This is a genomic window from Legionella donaldsonii (genome assembly GCF_900452385.1).
GTDB lineage: Bacteria > Pseudomonadota > Gammaproteobacteria > Legionellales > Legionellaceae > Tatlockia > Tatlockia donaldsonii.
In genome coordinates, this window is the sequence record NZ_UGOA01000001.1 from 1,270,377 (window position 1) to 1,290,678 (window position 20,302).

The following is a 20,302-nucleotide window of genomic DNA, read 5'->3' on the forward strand; positions in this document are numbered from 1 at the left end:
CCAAGGCTATTTTCATTTCGCTTTTAGCTTCTTGAAAAAGCCGGGATAAACTAAACTAAGATAATATCTTTATAGCGAATAAAAGCGAAGGTAGATGATGCCTCAGGAACCGATCAAACACAAAATTGTTATTGTAGGTGGTGGTGCAGGAGGACTGGAGTTAGCAACTCGGCTTGGTAAAAAACTGGGTAAAAAGCATAAAGCGGATATTACGCTTGTTGATGAAACATCCACTCACGTATGGAAACCTTTATTACACGAAGTGGCTGCAGGTTCTCTCGATTCTAATATTGATCAAATTAATTACTATGCCCATGCCTCTAACCATTATTATCATTTCCAGCCAGGAAAAATGATAGATTTGGATCGAGAAAGTAAAGTGATCATGATTGCCCCCTTACTCGATGAGCAGGGTAAAGCGATTATTCCATCAAGGACACTGCATTATGATTCGCTGATTTTTGCTGTAGGCAGCCGCTCTAATAGTTTTGGTGTACCTGGAGTGGGTGAGTTTTGCTTAACGATCGATGATCTCGAGCAGGCAAATGTGTTTCAAAAAAAATATCTCAATAAAATTTTATCGATTAATTATTTTCCCAACTCCCCACCAAAACCCCTTAATATTGTCATTGTAGGAGCGGGTGCTACAGGGGTGGAGCTTGCAGCAGAATTACATCACTCACTCACACAAGTTCAAGCGTATGAACTCGATAACTCAGCAATAAAATTAGCTCAAATTACACTGATTGAATCCTCCAATCGTATCCTGTCAGGACTGCCAGAAGGAGTCACTGACTCGGTCTGTAAGAAGATGGAGTCGCTCAGGATGAATGTTTACACCAACACGAAAGTGATTCAAGTGCAGGCAAATGGACTTCACACCGAAAAAGGCGAATTTATCCCGGCTGATCTCTGTGTCTGGGCAGCTGGTATAAAAGCACCCGATTTTTTAAGTAAAATAGCAGGTCTGGAAACGGATCCTATTAATCGCCTCATGATTAAACCAACACTGCAAACGACGCGGGATGACAGTATTTTTGCTATCGGTGATTGTGCGCATTTAATGGATCCCAATACTGGTTTTCCGATGCCTGCGAGAGCGCAAACAGCGCATCAGCAAGCCAGTTTTTTAGCTGATAGATTCAACGCTGAATTTTCCGGCCATAAACCAAAGAACGTGTTTAAGTATCGCGATCGAGGTTCTATTGTTGCCCTGGCCTGTTATGGCGCTTATGGCCATTTGACCAGTTTTGCCAAAATCCAGCATTTTATCAGTGGTAAGGTTGCACTTTACACTTATCGGAGTTTGTATTTTTATCATTTGGCAACTTTATATGGTTTTTGGCCTGCCTTATGGCTGAAACGTGCCCGTAAGCAATTATTAAAAGTAAGGCCCCGGTTAAAGTTACACTTTAGTAAATATTAATTTGCAAATAAATAGCAGCCAATATTCCGTAATTGAATGTGGTAAAATTGTCTGTTTTTGTTATTTCACTTAGAATGCGCATATCGAATGCGCAGCAGGTTTTCTTTATGTCTGATTTTTACCAGGATTTTACCAAAAGGCGGACTTTCGCCATTATTTCTCACCCGGATGCCGGTAAAACAACCGTTACCGAAAAACTGTTGTTATTCGGAGGTGCAATTCAGCTGGCCGGAACCGTAAAAGGGCGCAAAGCAGATAGGCATGCGACTTCTGATTGGATGGAGATGGAAAAAGAAAGGGGTATTTCCATTACCACGTCAGTGATGCAATTTGTCCACAACCACCATGTGATGAATTTGCTGGACACACCAGGCCACGAAGATTTTTCCGAAGATACCTACCGTACACTGACTGCCGTTGATTCCGCACTAATGATTATCGATGTGGCAAAAGGGGTAGAAGACAGAACCGTTAAATTAATGGAAGTTTGTCGTTTGCGTGATACCCCTATTATGACCTTTATCAATAAATTGGACCGTGAAGGGCGAGAGCCGATCAGTTTGCTTGATGAAGTAGAAACTGTTTTGGGCATTCAATGTGCTCCAGTAACCTGGCCGGTGGGAATGGGTAAACGCTTTAAAGGGATCTACCATCTTTATCAGGATACAGTTTATCTCTATGAGCCCGGTAAAAATACACAAAAGCAAGAGGCGATGCAGATTAAAGGGTTAGATAACCCGCAGCTGGATCAACTCCTGGGTCAAACGGCACAAGAGTTACGTGATGAAATTGAATTGGTCAAAGGGGCTTCTCACGAATTTAATCTGGCTGATTATTTGGCTGGAAAAATGACGCCGGTCTATTTTGGTTCAGCGATTAATAATTTTGGTATTAAAGAACTATTGGATGATTTTGCCAAATATGCCCCAGGCCCGATGCCACGTGAGACCGTTGAGCGGATAGTAGAGCCGCAAGAAGACGCTTTCACAGGCTTTGTATTTAAAATTCAGGCCAATATGGATCCTAAACACCGCGACCGCATTGCCTTCTTACGTATTTGCTCTGGAACCTTTAAAAAGGGAATGAAGTTAAGCCATTTACGCCTAGGTAAAGAAGTGCAAATTGCCAATGCGTTGACCTTTATGGCTGGTGACCGCAGCCATGCGGAATTGGCGATGGCAGGTGACATTATTGGTTTGCATAATCATGGCACAATTCGTATTGGCGATACGTTTAGTCAAGGCGAACTGTTGAAATTCACAGGTATCCCTAATTTTGCCCCTGAACTGTTTCGCTTGGTACGTCTGAAAGATCCTTTAAAAAGTAAAGCGTTGCTCAAGGGGTTGATTGAATTGTCTGAAGAGGGGGCGACCCAGATATTTCGACCACTCAACTCTAACCAATTAATTCTGGGTGCTGTTGGCGTTCTTCAATTTGATGTGGTGGCGCATCGTTTAAAGCACGAATACAAAGTAGATTGCGTCTATGAGGCAGTGAATGTAAGTTGTGCTCGTTGGGTTTACAGCGAGGATGACAAGGCAATGACTGAATTTCGTACCAAGGCTCACGACTATCTGGCGCTGGATGGCAGTGATTCTCTCATGTATCTGGCCCCTACCAAAGTGAATCTGACCATGGCACAGGAGCGTTATCCGAAAATTCATTTTTCGGCAACGCGTGAACATTAATTGATCATGTGCTAATCTAGCGCGGCTAATTTGGACTTTTATTAACGGAATATGAATTTTACGGGTTTGCCTTAATAATCCCTTAAGGTTTCCTAACTAGTATTAACAGCATTGCTTTAGACGTTTTCAGGTGTAAAACATGGCCAAGATTAAATTTAGAGAAACTCCCTTTATCAGAAACATCTTAGGTATTTATGATCATGAGCGTGCTATGGCTAGCATGAGCTCAAGCATTGTAATTAATGATGCTCCCCAAGGATGGCTGTACACCTTTGGAATAACGAATAAAGAGTGTTTTATTGATGGATTGGAACAGCCTAAAGCCGGTGGCCTTTCTGATGTTTATCGACGTATTTCAGAGAGTAATCCTGAAAAGGGAGTAAAAAGAAACTGCGAATTTTTTAATTTTGTTTACAATACTTGCTACCAATACATCACGGATAACCAAACACGTTATTTCGGCCGTGCTGATTTGACCGATATTTCCCATGGCAAAGTGTTTGCCATGATCTTGATTGCCCATCTTTGTCAAAAAGCAATGAACCTTCCTGAGGAAGAACAGGATAAATACCGTTCAAGAATTTATAAGTTCACCGTTGAGCTAATGAACAATGACGATATCCGCAGATCCTCCAGTGTAGATGGTGAGATGCTTAGTTGTATTACTGCGCTTGATAACATTTGTATCGCTCATCAGAAACAGCCGGCACAAGAAGAAGATGCCATTGAAAAGCTGTTTTTAGAGGTTGGAAAGACGATTGGCACTATGGAGGAGATACTTCTTCGGGTTGATCAATATACATTGCCTTTAATTACTGGCCAGGAAGGAATCAGTGGGGATCAACTACGCAGTTATTATACCAGAGCAGAAGATATTACTCTTACTCTTAAGCAACAAGGGCTTTTAAATAATCCTTTGGTTGTTGAGTTGTACCGCAAGCCACATGATAAATATACGGAAGAAGGCGGTTATAAAGACCTCTATGCTGGATTGGCTTATGATTTAAGTGCAGCGGAGGATAATTCCTTTTTGTTAAAGCACTTTGATCAAGGTCAGAAGGAAAATTTTATTCGCCTGTTGCAACTACGTGATCGATTGCAGGTTTTAAAGTCCGAGCTCGACAGGCTTTACAAATTTACGAAGACCAATCAAATCACTTATTTAAATGATTTTCTTTACCTTGTTGATCCTTATCTGAAAGAAATGCACCGCGTTAGAGGGGAGTTGCAAGCTTGTGCAGAAAGGTTTGATGCCGATTGCAGCAGGGTTTATCGTGCTCGCCAGGAAGACAAAAGTTGGTTTCAAGAGGCTAGAAGACAATGGGAAAAAATCTATTATAACAAAGATTTTCTTGATGGCTTAAGAAGTGGTATTGTCGCATTAGCGCATAATATTGCCTCTACCTTCGCAAGGATTCCTTTCGATCGTTTTAATGCTTTGGAGGAACGAAGTGTTGAAGCGGGAGAAGTTGTTGCGCGCGGTGAAGTTCTATTTGGTGCTGATTTTAGTAAAGCAAAAAGTAATTTTCAGGAAGCAATAGCGACAGCACAACAATCTGAATTGAATAGACAGGCTGAATTAATTTTAATTAAGCAGCAGGATATTTCTGAAGAATATGAACATCTGATAAAAAAGGCTGAAGCCTCTTCTGATCCGCATAGAGACAGATTAATTGAATTACTGAAACACCGTAAAAAAATCATCGACGACATGATCAAGGCAATGATGCAACAGGCCCGCGATGTTGAAGTAAGCGGGATTGTTGACGAAGATGATTTTGTGGTCATTGAGCACAGTGGCGTTACGCTTGGTATGATGGAAATCGAGCATCAGTCGGGGAGTTTTTTCCAACTCATTCGTAACTATTTAGCCTCTCCCTCTACCGCTGCTTTTGAAAAATTAAAACTGGAGCTTGAGGAAAGCAAAGCCCGATTGGCAGAAGTAGAAGAAACCGTTAAGGCAAAAGACGAGCTTATTAGTGCCAAAGATAGAGAAATTGTAGTCTTGAGAAGTGATGTAGAAGCGCGTGATAGAAAAGTTTCTGCGTTTCAAGAGCGTTTTCAAGTTGTGAACGGAGTTACGGCTACCTTGTTGGGTTTAAAAAGCCCCGAGTTAGTAGAGAAATTATTAACCGATGATGTAATAAACGTAGATGGCCTTGCTCTTCCTGAGGCTAAAAAACTGCAAAACGTATTGGTTAATTATTCGAACATTATTAAGCAAGGATTCAATTATGAAAAAGCCTATGCTGATAATGCGAGTCGATACGAAATTACCCGGTTTTTCTCTCACAATGAGAACGGTAAAAAACATGCGAAGTTGGTCATGGCAGATTGGCAGGCTCATTTAATAGCTCTTTTAAAGCACCATGTAGAGCAGGCTCTCATAAAAAATGACAATAAAGTGGATGAAGCGTTTATTACAGAGTTATCTGCCAGGCTTTCGGAAGTCATCGGAGCCTCAATTGATCACTTGGTGATTGACGACAAGTACAGCAGTTATAAACAACACTCTTACCGTAATTATTTATATCATTTCCATCAGCAAATAGTTGACTCACACCATACAAAGATCGACTTGGTTGAGGAGCCTGCAGCGATTTTAAGTGTGGATGAGGTGGAAGAGGTTGTTGATGCAGGTTTTGATGAAAAAACTTTGCGTGACTTTAGTAAGAGTCTTTATCCTCAACAAAAAGTTGAAGACCAGCAACCAACAAGCTCCTGGCTCCCCAGGATATTCTAAAATATCGTAAATAAATAAAAGGGGAGTTTGATACTCCCCTTTTTTTATGTTTACTTAGTTTGACCGGATCTCCACAAAATGTCGCTTTTTGTGGAATAACTTACATTCTTTTAAGTAGAGCAATGGGCTTTGACCAGATACGAACCCTGGTTAATTAGTTTTACTTTCGCGCCAGAGTCGGCACTAATCGTTATTTTTTCCCCATGATGAATAACCATGGACTCTCTAGCTCCTTTTTCAAAAAGTTTGCCATTAATTTTTGCTTTTTTATTAATCATTTCTGCATACAGTTCAGTATGAGAGCCTTCAATGTGGGTCGTGCAAATAGCTGTAATTGTCCAAAACCAAGAGTTTGCGAAGACTACGGGTTCATTGGGAGCTAGTCGATATTCAATACTGACACCTGGTGAAGTAGCATACATATAATTCATTGCTAGGGTTTTTGCGCTAAATAGTGCACCGGCACATAGTAAACTACAACCGATTTTTCGCAGCATAAAAATTGTCTCCTAAATGACACACAAAAATACCATAACGTGATTTTCCCAGCATGGCAATTTAAGCCATGCCCCTATAAAGGCTTATATCAAGAGTCGCAGAGGTATACAACTATTGAAATAAGTGATCGAATAAAAGTTTTACAGGATTGATAATTGGCAGTCTGTTTAATGCTTAAGACTGCCTCTCCGGTTAAATTTCAGCCAAGGCTTTGGCAATTGACTCCGTCATGGTCTTTGCATCTCCAAAGAGCATGTAGGTGTTGTCGCGGAAAAATAAATCATTTTCCACACCGGCGTAGCCGGGTGAAAGACTGCGTTTTACAAATAAAACAGTTTTAGCCTTTTCAACTTCCAAAACAGGCATGCCATAAATAGGTGAGTTGGGATCGGTTTTGGCAGCAGGGTTGGTGATGTCATTAGCACCGATAACAAAGGCAACATCACAGGTAGCGAAGTCACGATTAATCTCACTTTGCTCAAAGACTCTATCGTAAGGGATATTCGCTTCTGCCAGGAGCACATTCATATGCCCAGGCATACGACCAGCGACTGGATGAATGGCAAAGCGAACTCGAATTGAATGTGCCTCCAGTGCGCTGACCAGCTCTTTAACGGCATGCTGAGCATGGGCAACCGCCATACCATAGCCGGGAACAATAATGACATCCCTAGCATTGCTTAACAAGAACGCTGCATCTTCGCCATTGGCTTGTCTAACTTGCTGTGATTCATGATGGGCTGAGCCACTGCTGACAGTGCCCGCATTTTTTAAACCACCAAAAATGACGTTAATAATGGAGCGGTTCATACCGACACACATGATATAACTCAAAATGGCCCCGCTCGCACCTACTAAAGCACCCGTGATGACCAACAGATGGTTACTCAGCGTAAAACCGATACCGGCTGCTGCCCATCCAGAATAGGAGTTCAGCATGGAAATAACTACCGGCATATCAGCACCGCCGATAGGGATGATTAACAAAAAGCCAATCAAGAAAGACAAGAGTGCAAGTAAGCAAAATGTATGGAAGGGTTGCGCGACAATAAAAAAGATAAACAAGCCAAGAATGGCCAAACCAATGAGGATGTTAAGCGCTTTTTGTCCTGGAAAACGAACGGGTTGCCCTGACATCCAGCCTTGTAGTTTCAAAAATGCGATAATCGAGCCAGAAAAGGTGATGGCACCGATAATTAAACCCAGGCTCATTTCTACCAGACTTGCTTTTTCAATGTTTCCCGGGGTACCGATATTAAAGGAGTTAGGGGATAGAAAGGCACAGAATGCTACAAGGACAGCAGCCAAACCCACTAAGGAGTGAAAACCAGCCACCAATTGGGGGATAGCGGTCATATTGATTTTTAGGGCGATAAAAGTACCGACAACACCGCCAGCCAGGATTAATGCAATAAGCAGCCAATGATGATTCATGGAAGGCATCATCAGGGTAGCAATAATGGCGAGAGCCATCCCAAAAATTCCCAGCAGGTTACCTCGCCTTGCAGAAGACGGGCTTGCCAAACCTTTAAGAGCCAAAATAAAGCATACTGCTGCAATCAGATAAAAAAAAGGAAACAATGAAGTCATATTATCATCCTTAATAAGGCATTATTTTTTTGAGCTTTTATACATCAGCAACATGCGTTGAGTAACCACAAAACCACCAAAAATATTAATGGCAGTGATAAAAATCCCAATACCGCCAAGCCAGGTAATCGTACCTGTTAATTGGCTGCCCGCAGCAATCAAAGCGCCAAGAATAATGATACTGGAGATCGCGTTGGTCACAGACATCAACGGTGTATGCAGGGCAGGGGTTACCTTCCAAACCACGTAGTAGCCGACAAAACAGGCCAGGATAAAAATAGTCAGAATAGCGATATAGGGATTACTGAGCGTATTAATACCAGTCATATTAGTTCTCCTTAACCGTTTGGAAGGGGAGGTAGTTACCCTCATGGCAGAGCAGGGCTTGTTTAATAATTTCATCCTCCCTGCTAAAAGTCAGTACAGGTGGTGTAGATGGCAGCAAAAGGCGAATCAAATTAACCAGATTGGTAGCATATAATTCGCTGGCTGTTGCTGGGACCAGACCGGCTACGTTGCTGTAACCGACTAAAGTCACTTCACCATGTTTAATGATTTTGTCACGTTTGCTCAGTTCGCAGTTACCACCGCGAGCGGTTGCCAAATCGACAATAATAGAACCTGGCTTCATCCCTTCTACCGTTTTTTTAGTCAGTAAAATAGGTGCCTTCCGGCCGGGAATTAATGCTGTGGAAACAACGATATCAGACTGCCTGGCGTATTGATCAATCAGTTCAGCTTGCCGGCGTTTGTAGTCTTCACTGGTTTCTCCCGCATAGCCGCCACTGGTCTCGCTGTCTTCTTCACTGACTTCAATAAATTCGGCGCCTAAACTTTCTACCTGTTCTTTCGCCGCCCGGCGAACGTCAAAGGCATAAACGACCGCACCCAAACGCTTGGCAGTAGCGATGGCTTGCAAGCCTGCAACGCCTGCACCCAGGATTAGGATCTTGGCTGGATGAATCATTCCAGCAGCAGTCATCATCATGGGGATAGCGCGATTAAAATGGTTGACTCCCTCAAGTACTGCACGATAACCAGCTAAATTCGCCTGGGAAGATAAACTATCCATACTTTGTGCACGACTGATGCGTGGGATGAGATTCATTGAAAAAGCACTCACTTTTTCTTTACAGCACCAAGTCAATAGTTCGCCTTCCTGTTCATTATCAAGAGGGCCAATCACTAAAGAACCAGCAGGTAAGCCTTGCAAATCTTTAGGAGAGGGTTCATTGACCGTGACAAGGATCTTGGTCTTTTTCAGGAGGTCTTTTTTATCGGCGACAATAGTAGCGCCAGCTTCTTCATAGTCAGCATCACTAAAGCCAGATGCTTTGCCAGCACCTGCTTCACAAGTGACCTCAAGACCAAGTTTCAAATAGTGTTTTACTGCATTAGGGGTAATGGCCACCCGGGTATCACTGTTACTTTCGTTTAAAGCCGCGATAATCATCGAAACATCCCTTTACCTTAGATGGGATCTATCCTATTGGAATCTGTTTGATATTGCTAGCATTTCAATAGCTGTTCTTGTGGAATTTGCTCATGGCTGCATTATCTTTTGCTTGCCAGAAAAAATTCTTTGTAACCTAATGCCTCCATCGCCGGTCATTATTGAGAATTAATTTTATTTACTCTAAAGTAAGCACTATTGGAGCAAGCCAATCGATGGAATATGGAAATTCTCGCCTTTTTTGCCGGGATAGCTTTTGCTTATACAAAGTCTATCTATCCCTTGTTATTAATTGTCGCTGCCTTATTTTTAAGAGCGCATTGGTCGCTTATTGTTTGGTTTTTAACGGCTATTCTGTGGGTGCTTTTTCATCAACTCTGGATTGCTGATCGGGGAATGCCTGAGCAGTTGGTTATTGCCAAAGCGGTACTGCAGGGCAGGGTAATCTCTGTTCCTGCCATTAGTCCGGGTAAAGCACAATTTCAATTTGCTGCAACCCGTTTGGATAATAAGCCAGTACAAGCTACTCTGTTGTTATCCTGTTACCAACGCTGCCCCATTTTTAAACTTGGACAGGTTTGGCAATTGCAGGCCAAATTGAGAAAACCAGCCAATTTAGGTAATCCTGGCCACTTTGATTATGTCAGTTCGCTCGATGTACGCCATATCCACTGGACCGGTTATATTAAGCTTAAACCATTGCCACCCAAGCGTCTTGAACAAAGAGCGCACCCAGAGCGTTTACTTAATTTACGTCATCATTTAGCGGACTCAATGGCGCAGTTAATGCCTAAAGGTCATGCGTTGGGTATTTTACAAGCACTAACGTTGGGAATAACGGTTAATGTGGATAAGCAGCAATGGGATTTATTTCGCCGTACCGGAACGACGCATTTAATGGTTATCTCCGGTTCCCACATTGGTTTGGTAGCCGGCTTAACCTATTGGTTGATAAAATGGTTGTGGTCGCGCGCCAGTCGCCTTTGCCTTTATTGGCCGGCGCTTCAGGTTGCTTCTGTGGTTGCTTTTTGTATGGCGCTTGCTTATGCCTTGTTGGCGGGTTTTTCTGCGTCGACACAGCGCGCGCTGGTTGCCTGTTTTTTTCTTTTTTTACGTCATTTCCTAAGCCAGCGTTTTACGGTCTGGCAAGCCTGGCGTTATGCCTTGCTTGCCGTTTTGCTATTTGAACCCCATGCCGTCTTAATGCCTGGATTTTATTTATCATTTATAGCGGTGGCAATCTTAATTCTCGTTACCCAGCGTTTTCCTTTTAAGGGAGTCAAACAAGGCCTGTGTTTGCAATTAGCTTGTCTGCTGGGTTTGATGCCGCTCACTTTATATTGGTTTTCCTATGGGGCAGTGAATGGATTGGCAGCCAATTTATTAGCGATTCCCTGGATAGAGTTTGTCATTGTGCCGCTTGCTTTAGTGACAATGCTAGTGACGCAATGGCTTGCTTTACCGGTCTTGGTGATGCCTGTTTATTGGGCAACAGAGGGATTGCTTTATTATTTACGATGGATTGATTCCTTTGCCTGGCTCAATCTGGATTTTTCTTTTACCCAATTACTTTCGCCTTTGGCCTTGATGGCAGCAATGAGCCTGTTACTGTTATTACCCATTAGAACCATTCTTCCAGCTGCACTTGTCCTGGGACTTGCGGGGCTTTTTCCTGCTTACCCACGTGTGAAGGAAGGCGATGCATGGATTGATGTTTTAGATGTAGGCCAGGGTTTGGCTGTTGTAGTGAATACTGCGAGGCATACACTTGTTTATGATACGGGTGTGAAATTTTACAAAGGGGGTGATATGGGAAAACTGGCGATCATTCCCTATCTCAATACCTTGGGAGTCACCAAACTTGATAAAGTCATTATTAGCCACCCTGATTTGGATCATCGCGGTGGCTTGCCCTCTTTGCAGGCAAACTATCCCATCGGAGAACTGGTAGTGGACCAGGTCGCTTTTTATAAACAGGGGACTACTTGCCATCATTATCCAGCCTGGCAATGGGATGGGGTTTTCTTTCGTTTTTTTACAGTTGTGAAGGCTTTTAAAGACAAAAATAATACCTCCTGTGTTCTCCAGATAAGCAATAAGAAGGGAAAAGTTTTATTGACTGGCGATATTGAAAAAGCAGGCGAAGAGGATCTGCGCGGCACTTACGGCAAACAATTGCGCTCGACTGTCTTAGTCGTGCCGCATCATGGCAGTAAAACCTCTTCCTCAGCTGCTTTTATACAACAGGTGTCACCACAATACGCAATCATTTCAGCCGGTTTTGATAATCGCTACCATTTTCCCCATCAACAAACGATTAATACGTTACAGAAAAATAAGGTGAAAATTTATAATACTGCCGATTGTGGTATGGTAACGATCAAGCTACATCAAGATACTAGCGGTATTAAGTTTTCCTGTTACAAGGGATGACAGTGAATGCCCTGTATTTATCCAATACTCGTTGACAACAAAATATACATACTATAGCATCATCCCACTTAATTTTATTCTTGGATTTTTACTCATGGTGCGCATAGCTATTTTTTTATTTTGTATTTTTTCTACGCTTGTAGTTAATGCGAGTACCACCTGTAAGTTCCATGAATGTATAGCCGTCGTTGATGCAGGAAGTACCGGTTCCCGTTTACATATTTATGCCTATGACGTTGATCAAACGAACTCTCCAATTAATATCAAGGAATTATGGTCAAAAAAAATTAAGCCCGGTATTGCTACCATTGAGGCTAACCAGGCAACCATGGATGCTTATCTCACCACCTTGTTTAGTGGTGCTCCGGAAGAAAATTTAGAGGTTTATTTTTATGCTACGGCGGGTATGCGTCTCTTGCCGCAACCCAAACAACATCAATTGTACGTTTTGTTGAGACAATGGTTTAGTACGCACCATGAATGGCAACTGCGTAATTCCAGAACAATTACTGGCAGTGAAGAGGGGATCTTTGGCTGGTTAGCAGTGAACTACCAGTTGGGAGTGCTTAGCAATGCGGCTAAGGAAAAAGCAGTGGGTGTGATGGATATGGGTGGTGCTTCCGTGCAAATTATTTTCCCGGTAAAAACTGCGGAAGGGTTAAGCAAAAAAGATGTGCGTGAATTTAGCCTTTATGGCCGTCATTTGATTTTATTTGTCCACAGCTTTCTCGGTTTAGGTCAAACCGAAGTCGCCCATCAATATCTCGATACGGCCGCTTGTTTTTCTGAGGATTATGAGTTACCAAAAGGGATGCCTGCCGCAGGTGATGCTTACTCCTGCAAAGAAGCAGTGTCTCCTTTAATAACAGGTGTGCACCACGTTGACAGTATTGTACAGCCCACTATGCAGGCTAATCCGGTAGACCAGTGGTTTGTCCTTGGGGGAACAGCCGAGCTTGCACAAAGTAAGCCCTTTACTTTTAAAAGGCAGCAATTCACTAACCAATCGTTGCTGAGTCAAGCGGATGCTCAGATTTGTCACCAGCGCTGGGGGAGTTTAAGCAATCAATACCCGGGAAATGATTTTCTCTATGGTTATTGTTTATTCCCTGCTTACTACTATGCGTTGATGGTAGACGGTTATGGGCTCCATCCACAAGAACCAGTCAATTTCCTGTCTGCCAATCAGAGCGGTGACTGGACCTTGGGTGTGGTTTTACACGAGCATAGTGCCTAATCCGTTTCTCTGGTCTACAGGTAAAAGTAGAGTAGGAGAGACTAAAGACAATCTTGCTTCGCTAACTTCAGCAAGTATATACTTGCGCATGATTGCCGTTGTAGCTCAGTCGGTAGAGCACTTGATTCGTAATCAATAGGTCCGCGGTTCGATTCCGCGCAACGGCATTAGTCTTCTAATAAAAATAAATTTTTATGGGGCACTGGTGGGGCATTCCGCTGCAAATATTAAATAATAAATTATAGTGTTAAAGTTTAGCCACTAAAGTTTCTATTGTTTCCTTACATTTATCTCTTTGTTCTTTAGCTACCTGTATTATTTCGTCATAGATTTTGTAAGTGTGGTTATCCATCGCACTTAAGGGAATTCCGGAGTTTGAAGCAACAACCCCTGCACTATTAAAATCTCTCAGCTCAATAGTAAATTCTTGTTCAAAATCATCTTGAGACGAAATATCATTAGAGTGATCGCGAAACCATTTTTTGTTATCTCTATACTCTTGGTACATTTTTTTTGTTGCTTCATTTGATAATGCTTTGAAAGCATGAGCTGCCCCTTTTTTTTGTGTAAATCTATTCCCGAGTAACAAATGAATTTTAGGTCTATCTAGTTGGTTTTCTTGCACTCTTTTTACAAAAGTATATTTACCATAGACTGGATGTTCTTTTTTTGAACCATAAATTAAATTAAATAAACCTGATATTGCAAAAATTGATGAATCATCCGCATTAATCGGAACTAATAAAAAATCTCCAGCAGCTACAGCCATTTGGGTATATATTGAGAAGCTTGGATTTGTATCAACAAAATAAGTAACCGGTCTGCTATCTGTAATGCGTTCTTTAGTAAGATTTTTTATTATAGAATGGATTTTTTTCCATGGCTTATCTTTTTCCGAAATAGGGTCTGCTTCCGCGCGTCTAGATAGTAGAGGAGAAATTAGTTCTAAATTTCCATCACCTGATAGTAAATAGATATTGGGGGGCAGTTTATTGTTTTTATCGTTTACCTTTATTAAATAATCGCTGTTGTTATGATTTTCTCCAATGATCACATCCGTGATATACCCGACAACAGTTTTTGGAGTTTCTAAAGCTATTAGCTCTTGTAATACGACTTCACCATTACGTCCACCACCAAGAAGCATAGTAGAGCAATTCGCTTGAGGACACATATCGATAACTACAATATCTCTATCTGGGTTTTTTTCAGCATAAACACACGCTATATGAAAAGTAATCGTGCTTTTACCAACGCCGCCTTTATTGTTCCATATCACGTAAGATTTATTTTCCATAATTAAAATCCTTTTTGTAAAAATTATTAATTAAGTATAGATAATAGTCTATTGAAAAAAGAAAAAGTGCTATTTTCTTAAATAATACCGAATCATTTTAAATATTTCTTTTTCATCAAATTATGACTTCACACAGCACTGCTTTATCTTTTGATATCCTCGATAGATCAATGTCGGTGTAACATCCCCTAAATTACTAATTAATCGGGTAAAGAAAACTCCTAGAGCCAAGATAATCAACATTGGCCAAGGGGGTATGTAACTTAGAAAACCAGCTTGCTCTATTGTAGAAAGTGCAGCTTCTTTTTTGTTTTTTTCTTGCTCCAATATTGAGCTCAAAATTTCTTGATTATCCTGAGGTGAAGTTGAGGTATATGAAGTTGGTGCAATGCTCAAAAAATTAGTTCCAAACTTGTTATCAAAATTTTTTAGGTCCTGATGAGTTAATTGATTCTGATGAGCTAACAAATTCTTTAATGACGCTATTTCGCTTTCTAACATCAGCTTTTTAGATTGAACAACGGGTTTCTGTTCATATATAGAATCGACAATGTGGTTATAGGTACAGAGTATAAAAAGCGCTGTCAAAACAGCTAACCCTAATTTATTATGCTAATAAAAAAGTTTTTAGCCATTTTTACCATTGGTTAAATTATTATCATTCGCCTTTATTATTAAGCAATTCTGATCTTAAGTGCCCCATAAATGCCCCTCAATCACATAATAGCTAAAGTAATTATTATATTTATTAAAGTAATAAAAGTCTTTAGCATAAGATTAATTATCAAGCGTAGCAAATGTTTTATCAAAGAGTTTGCTTACAACGAAATTCAATTTCAGATTTGTCGCAGGGGTGGGAGGGGATAGTCGGGGTTTTTGGGACTGTAGAGTCATCCGGTAGTGCACAAATCTCTGAGTTTTTCTGCCAGTTGTTTTTAGGTAGCTATCCAAGTAATCGCTTTGATGTGATCGCTATCTTTAAAATGTGCTAGAAAAATTAATGACAAGAAACTAACAATTTCAAGCTCAACCATACATCTTATCTCCAACAAGAACATTATTTTAACAGTGCCAATCGGTATTTTCCAATCTGGTGAAAACCGAGGGTTTGGTATGCGCATATAGCGGCATTATCATTGGTGAACAAAATTGCTCTTTTGACTTGTCGGTTAGCAGCTTGTTTTAGGCAAAGATACACTGCAATTCTGGCAAAACCTTTATTTCTTAATGAAGGCGGGGTATAAACGGGGCCGATCTGTACAATATCAGGTAGATTGGCATTAAATCCACATAGGGAAACAGGCGTGTTATTTACAAATAAAACCCATCGATTTTGGCTAAGCTGCGTATCTTGAATTTCATCAATAATGGATTGTTCAAGTGTGGGATTATCAGCATCATCCCCGAGTGCTTCAATATGATAAGCGATAAGCCATTCTTTGATGATATCCATGTCGCAATCTTGTACTGGTTTGAGTGTGCAGCTATATGAATGAATTGCTTGAGGTATAATCATTTTCCCAAGATTAAGTAAGAATAATTTTTCCTGATAATTAATGGCAAATAGGGAGAGGTCTAGGTTTAGCTTATCAATGACAAAACCGGCTTGGGTGTCTTCGCCAAGTATTCCGGCAATTGGTCTTGTTCTTTTTAGCTCAAATTCTTCTACTAACGCTGATAATGCAGAAAAATTTTCTGTTTGCATCATCACATTACCATTCCAATAATGAGCTAGAACACCATTAATTTTATTGTTTTCAAAGGAGCCGTAATATTCTCCGTGAAAGGGTGCATCTTGGTAGGTAATTCCCGAGTGATATAAGTTGTTCCTAATGAACATAGTCGTTTCTTGGTGATGATTGAGATAGGATGACAATTCATTTCTATGCAATTCGTCCAGCTTTTTTATCACAATCATTTTTTACCTCGATATGAAGAGTTCTTTTAATGCATTTTTAGATATATGTTAAGATCTAATAAAACCAGGCTATAAAGAGATGTTAATGGACTAAGTAAAAATTGACACCCACTTAGTCCAGAAGCTGTTGCCGAGCAATTTCCATAATTTTTATCGCGGCTTCATTAAAGGCTTATGATCACTAATGCAGCTTGCAATTCCTAAAATTAAAAATGTTCCTAAACAATGACTTGCAAGCATGCCTAGGGTCAGATCTTGCTTTTTACCACTAATATATGCTTGAGTAACGCCCATCAGAGTGGCTAATTCTTCTTGAGTTAACCCCAGCTTGAATACGAGCTAAAGCTACTGGATTATCAACGTAATCAGCAGGATTAAAGATCTCATAATCTTCTTGAGAATGCTTTAATTGCTCAGTAATTTGATGACGTAAAGCATTATAAGTAGCTACAGGCAATAAAACATATTCTACTTTGTCATCAAGAGATTTAATGGTTTGCAAATTCATTTGTAAGCACCTCCATAGGGTTTAATTTTTTCGATAGAGATAATTCTCACAAAAAATTAATTCCATTATTTATCCGCTAAGGCTTTAATAGTTGCAGCATATCGCTCTTTTAATTTGGCCACAGTTTGGGCGCGTTTTTTATGTTTTGCTTCTTCAAGCTGAGCCTCGGTTAGTGAGCCAACTTTGGCTATGATAAAAGGTTCTTGTCCTTTGTGAGCAAAGCAGATTTGTTCGCCATTGGCGATTCTTTCCATGATTTCACATAAATGTTTGCGCATATAAGTATAAGATACTGTTTGCATGGTATTTCCGATATTTTCTATACAAGTACATGTTGCATCTGATTATCTTTTAACTAGCAATATCTGATAGCTTTAATGTCCTTAATATTCTGTTAAATAATGGGATTCCTTCATCAGCGGTTGAGTTAGCATGGTCTGATTCGATCTTATCTCGTGCCTCTCCATAATCCTTCCAGTTAATTGATGCAGTATAAGCTTGCGCTTGATCCATGACCTTTACATAAGTTTTGAAATTTTTATCCCGAGAAGCAAGCCTTAACCCATTAAGATAATTATCTCGATGAACAGTAGGAATTATTATTTTATAATCTTCATGACTGACCAGCTCAGCATTCATCATAATTCTTGATAAGCGGCCATTGCCATCATCAAATGGATGTACTTCGCTAATCAAAAAATGCATAAATAGAGCTCTCTCAAAACCTGGATTGAGAATATTATAACGTTCAAATCCTTGATATAAAGTGCCCAATGATTCTTTGGGGGAAACAAAATACGTATTACCAGCTTTGTTTTGTTCAATCTTAAATTCACCTGGTCTTTTTTCGGGTCTTTCTTTCATTAAGATTGAGTGTCTTCGTTGGAGAATTTCAATCAACTCTTTTGGAGTTCTGGGAGTTATACTCATCTCGTATAAATCATTAGTTATCGTGAAATTAGATAACACATCGTGACTATCAGCATGACGATTGTTAATTTCTTCACCTTTAAAAACGATGTCTTCTGCCTCATCAATTAAAAACTCAGTTCCCTCTATGAAATTAGAAAAATAAGATTCGTAGAAGCTTAAGTTTTTGAAGGAATTTTTTTCGTATTGACATTGGCGAAAAATGAATTCACATTTTTTAAAATAAATAATTAACTCGTCAAATAGTTGGACTCGATAGTCATCATATGGTTTATTTTGAGCAATTGCTTTAGCGTAGGGTGAGACTAATGTATTTTTATCATGATGGGTTGAAAGTAGCGCGCTAATAATTTTCGTTAATTTTTCATATTCCTTATTAAAATTGAGTTCTTGCGCTATTATTCTAGCCTCATCACGTATAGCGTTTAATTTTTCTTCGCCTCTCAAATGTAATTCTTTACTAAGAATTTTTTCAATACCTTCTATTCCTACAGTTTTGGTGCCTATATAAGATGCGCCCCTGACTGTTGTCAGATTTTCTAATAGTGACCTAGGCAAATTACTCCGTGCTAAATTAGGCGTAATTTGTTCAAAGAATTTATCGGGTTCCCCCTGATACACTTTTATAACAAGACCAGGAAGATTGATTGTTTTTTCATATGTGCTGACGACAAAAACAATTGATGATTTTGAGTCAAATCGGACAGGTTTTAACACCAGGGCGGAACTGTATCCAAGAATGCCTTGGGAAACTATGTAAGGAATAATTTTCATCCATTCTTGTAATACAATATTTTCAATGCTGGTAGTTAAATCATCAGTATAAATACCTTGATAGATTCTTCTAAGTTTTTTATCCCTATATCGTCTGGATAAATTTTTTGCTGTCTTATTATCTGCTGCGAATTCTAGCATAGTCTAACCTTGGATAAATATATAATATAAGCATGTTATACCACAATCTAGCGAATTATAGCATGTTTTGTTGTTTATCCTGCGAATATAAGAATTATTTGATGGTTATTTTGCGAATATTAGATTGTTTTAATTGTCTGTCGATGAGAATATTAGGGCGTTTTGAGTGCTTTTATGCGAATTATAGTATGGCTTATAGATGGTATTAGTACTTGAAAAAGGTGAACAATGCCTAGGGTCAGATCTTGCTTTTTGCCAACTTCTAGTCAAAAGACAAATGTCAGGTTATTAGCCTTATTTAAAATTAAGCAGTGATTAATAAAACCATACTTTATTAATCATAATTATGCTATATTTTGATTAATAAAAAGTGAGGTTATTAATCATGAAATGGAATTGGCAGCTTGAGGATTGGCCTAATTTTACTTGGGACTCGGATAAATTAGTTGTGTATGAACAGTCTTTTACTGAGAGTGGTGGGATTATTATTGGGTCCTCACAACATATTTCTCAAGAAGGTAAGCAAAATTTATTTATTGATTTAATGTGTACTGATGCTTTAGATAGCTCTGAAATTGAAGGTGAGCATTTAAACAGAGATAGCGTTCAATCCTCCATAAAAAAAGAGTTAGGGGTGTCTACAGAAGCTACTAGAGCTAGCATGGCAGAGCGTGGGATCGCTAAAATGATGGTTAATTTATATCAAACGATTCCTAGTCCGCTAACGCATCAGGTTCTATTTGAATGGCATCAATTTTTAATGGGTAATAGCCATCATTTGGAACATATTGGTCAATATCGTAAGCATCAAGAAGCAATGCAAATTGTTTCTGGGCCTGATTATGATCGAAAAATCCATTTTGAAGCGCCTTCTTCAAAATGTGTTCCGGCCGAAATGGATCAATTTATTAATTGGTTTGAACGGAGTTCCCTTACTGGCTCAGCTCCTTTACCCACATTAACCCGAGCAGGAATAGCTCATTTGTGGTTTGAGAGTATCCATCCTTTTGAAGATGGAAATGGAAGAATAGGGCGAGCTATAGCAGAAAAAGCCTTATCGCAAGGATTTTCAAAACCAGTAATGACAGTATTGGCAAAAATATTATTACAAAAGAGAAAGGAATATTATCAGCAATTAGGTTTAGCAAGTAAAACTTTAGACTTAACGTCATGGTTAATATGGTTTGCTAACATCGCTTTAGAAGCGCAACAAAACACTTATTTGTATATTGATTTTATTATTAAGAAATCGGTAATTTTAAGGGAAGTGGAAGGGAAAATTAATCCAAGGCAAGAAAAGGTATTATTAAGATTATTTCATGCTGGGCCTGAAGGATTTGTAGGTGGTTTAAGTGCTAAAAATTATATGAGCATAACAGGCGCGCCCATCGCGACAACAACCAGGGATCTAAATGACTTGGTTAAAAAAAATATTCTCAAACGAACTGGCGAACTTAAAGCGACTCGTTATTTTTTAAATCTCGAGAAGGCTTAAATAGAGTTTGTTGAATTGAGTGCGCAGTGAGTGCACCAATCTAAGTTCCTCGTAGGGAGTTCCAAAATGGAACTTAGTGAAGCTTATAATTTGCCAGACATTGTTTAAAATTATATGTGTTCTTTAATTACTCTGTTACACAAGCAAAACAGACTCTTGGTTTTGATAACC

The 20,302-nt window shown here is 39.8% G+C and carries 17 protein-coding genes and 1 tRNA gene; 7 read left to right on the forward strand and 11 right to left on the reverse strand.

The genetic code is table 11. The features are described 5' to 3' along the window. Positions 1-94 precede the first annotated feature (94 nt). The 3 genes from DYC89_RS05945 to DYC89_RS05955 all read left to right on the forward strand — a co-directional run bounded on the left by DYC89_RS05945 (position 95) and on the right by DYC89_RS05955 (position 5,857). Complete coding sequence (locus DYC89_RS05945; protein WP_245953955.1) at positions 95-1,426, forward strand: NAD(P)/FAD-dependent oxidoreductase; 1,332 nt, start codon at positions 95-97, stop codon at positions 1,424-1,426. Positions 1,427-1,533: 107 nt separating this feature from the next. After that, complete coding sequence (locus DYC89_RS05950) at positions 1,534-3,114, forward strand: peptide chain release factor 3 (RefSeq protein WP_115220941.1); 1,581 nt, start codon at positions 1,534-1,536, stop codon at positions 3,112-3,114. 139 nt (positions 3,115-3,253) lie between these two features. Then, positions 3,254-5,857 (forward strand): hypothetical protein, encoded by a 2,604-nt coding sequence (locus DYC89_RS05955; protein WP_115220942.1) that lies wholly within the window; start codon positions 3,254-3,256, stop codon positions 5,855-5,857. A 110-nt stretch (positions 5,858-5,967) separates the two neighbouring features. Here the strand turns inward: DYC89_RS05955 and DYC89_RS05960 are convergent, their stop codons facing one another. From DYC89_RS05960 to DYC89_RS05975, 4 genes are all read right to left on the reverse strand, one after another. Next, on the reverse strand, positions 5,968-6,354 hold the full coding sequence (locus DYC89_RS05960; RefSeq protein WP_115220943.1) for a hypothetical protein: 387 nt from the start codon (positions 6,352-6,354) through the stop codon (positions 5,968-5,970). A 193-nt stretch (positions 6,355-6,547) separates the two neighbouring features. Further along, a complete protein-coding gene (locus DYC89_RS05965) occupies positions 6,548-7,945 on the reverse strand; it encodes an NAD(P)(+) transhydrogenase (Re/Si-specific) subunit beta (protein WP_115220944.1) in 1,398 nt (465 codons plus the stop codon). A gap of 21 nt (positions 7,946-7,966) precedes the next feature. Continuing rightward, positions 7,967-8,272, reverse strand: a complete 306-nt coding sequence (locus DYC89_RS05970; protein WP_058443603.1) for a proton-translocating transhydrogenase family protein — start codon at positions 8,270-8,272, stop codon at positions 7,967-7,969. 1 nt (position 8,273) lies between these two features. After that, a complete protein-coding gene (locus DYC89_RS05975) occupies positions 8,274-9,398 on the reverse strand; it encodes a Re/Si-specific NAD(P)(+) transhydrogenase subunit alpha (protein WP_115220945.1) in 1,125 nt (374 codons plus the stop codon). A gap of 222 nt (positions 9,399-9,620) precedes the next feature. Here DYC89_RS05975 and DYC89_RS05980 point away from each other — a divergent pair, with 222 nt between their 5' ends. The 3 genes from DYC89_RS05980 (at position 9,621) to DYC89_RS05990 (ending at position 13,235) form a co-directional block, all read left to right on the forward strand. Beyond that, positions 9,621-11,831, forward strand: a complete 2,211-nt coding sequence (locus DYC89_RS05980; RefSeq protein WP_115220946.1) for a DNA internalization-related competence protein ComEC/Rec2 — start codon at positions 9,621-9,623, stop codon at positions 11,829-11,831. A gap of 94 nt (positions 11,832-11,925) precedes the next feature. Then, positions 11,926-13,068 (forward strand): multidrug DMT transporter permease, encoded by a 1,143-nt coding sequence (locus tag DYC89_RS05985; RefSeq protein ID WP_115220947.1) that lies wholly within the window; start codon positions 11,926-11,928, stop codon positions 13,066-13,068. Positions 13,069-13,162: 94 nt separating this feature from the next. Then, a tRNA-Thr gene (locus DYC89_RS05990) sits at positions 13,163-13,235 on the forward strand. An 80-nt stretch (positions 13,236-13,315) separates the two neighbouring features. On the opposite strand, the gene DYC89_RS05995 is transcribed toward DYC89_RS05990, so the two are convergent. From DYC89_RS05995 to DYC89_RS06020, 7 genes are all read right to left on the reverse strand, one after another. Next, positions 13,316-14,365 (reverse strand): ParA family protein, encoded by a 1,050-nt coding sequence (locus tag DYC89_RS05995; protein ID WP_115220948.1) that lies wholly within the window; start codon positions 14,363-14,365, stop codon positions 13,316-13,318. Positions 14,366-14,485: 120 nt separating this feature from the next. Beyond that, positions 14,486-14,953, reverse strand: a complete 468-nt coding sequence (locus tag DYC89_RS06000) for a hypothetical protein (RefSeq protein WP_115220949.1) — start codon at positions 14,951-14,953, stop codon at positions 14,486-14,488. 469 nt (positions 14,954-15,422) lie between these two features. Further along, positions 15,423-16,283, reverse strand: coding sequence for a GNAT family N-acetyltransferase (locus tag DYC89_RS06005; RefSeq protein ID WP_115220950.1), 861 nt, complete (start codon positions 16,281-16,283; stop codon positions 15,423-15,425). 150 nt (positions 16,284-16,433) lie between these two features. Then, positions 16,434-16,610 carry a helix-turn-helix domain-containing protein gene (locus DYC89_RS16930; RefSeq protein WP_220271787.1) on the reverse strand — a complete coding sequence of 59 codons (177 nt, stop codon included), beginning with the start codon at positions 16,608-16,610 and terminating at the stop codon, positions 16,434-16,436. Beyond that, positions 16,552-16,791 (reverse strand): hypothetical protein, encoded by a 240-nt coding sequence (locus DYC89_RS06010; protein ID WP_220271772.1) that lies wholly within the window; start codon positions 16,789-16,791, stop codon positions 16,552-16,554. Before DYC89_RS06010 ends, DYC89_RS16930 begins: the two co-directional genes overlap by 59 nt. Positions 16,792-16,856: 65 nt before the next feature. Then, complete coding sequence (locus DYC89_RS06015; protein WP_115220951.1) at positions 16,857-17,093, reverse strand: type II toxin-antitoxin system Phd/YefM family antitoxin; 237 nt, start codon at positions 17,091-17,093, stop codon at positions 16,857-16,859. 49 nt (positions 17,094-17,142) lie between these two features. Further along, positions 17,143-18,636 (reverse strand): Fic family protein, encoded by a 1,494-nt coding sequence (locus tag DYC89_RS06020; RefSeq protein WP_115220952.1) that lies wholly within the window; start codon positions 18,634-18,636, stop codon positions 17,143-17,145. Between the two features lie 385 nt (positions 18,637-19,021). Between DYC89_RS06020 and DYC89_RS06025 the strand changes: the two genes are divergently transcribed. After that, a complete protein-coding gene (locus DYC89_RS06025) occupies positions 19,022-20,131 on the forward strand; it encodes a Fic family protein (protein WP_115220953.1) in 1,110 nt (369 codons plus the stop codon). Positions 20,132-20,302 lie beyond the last annotated feature (171 nt).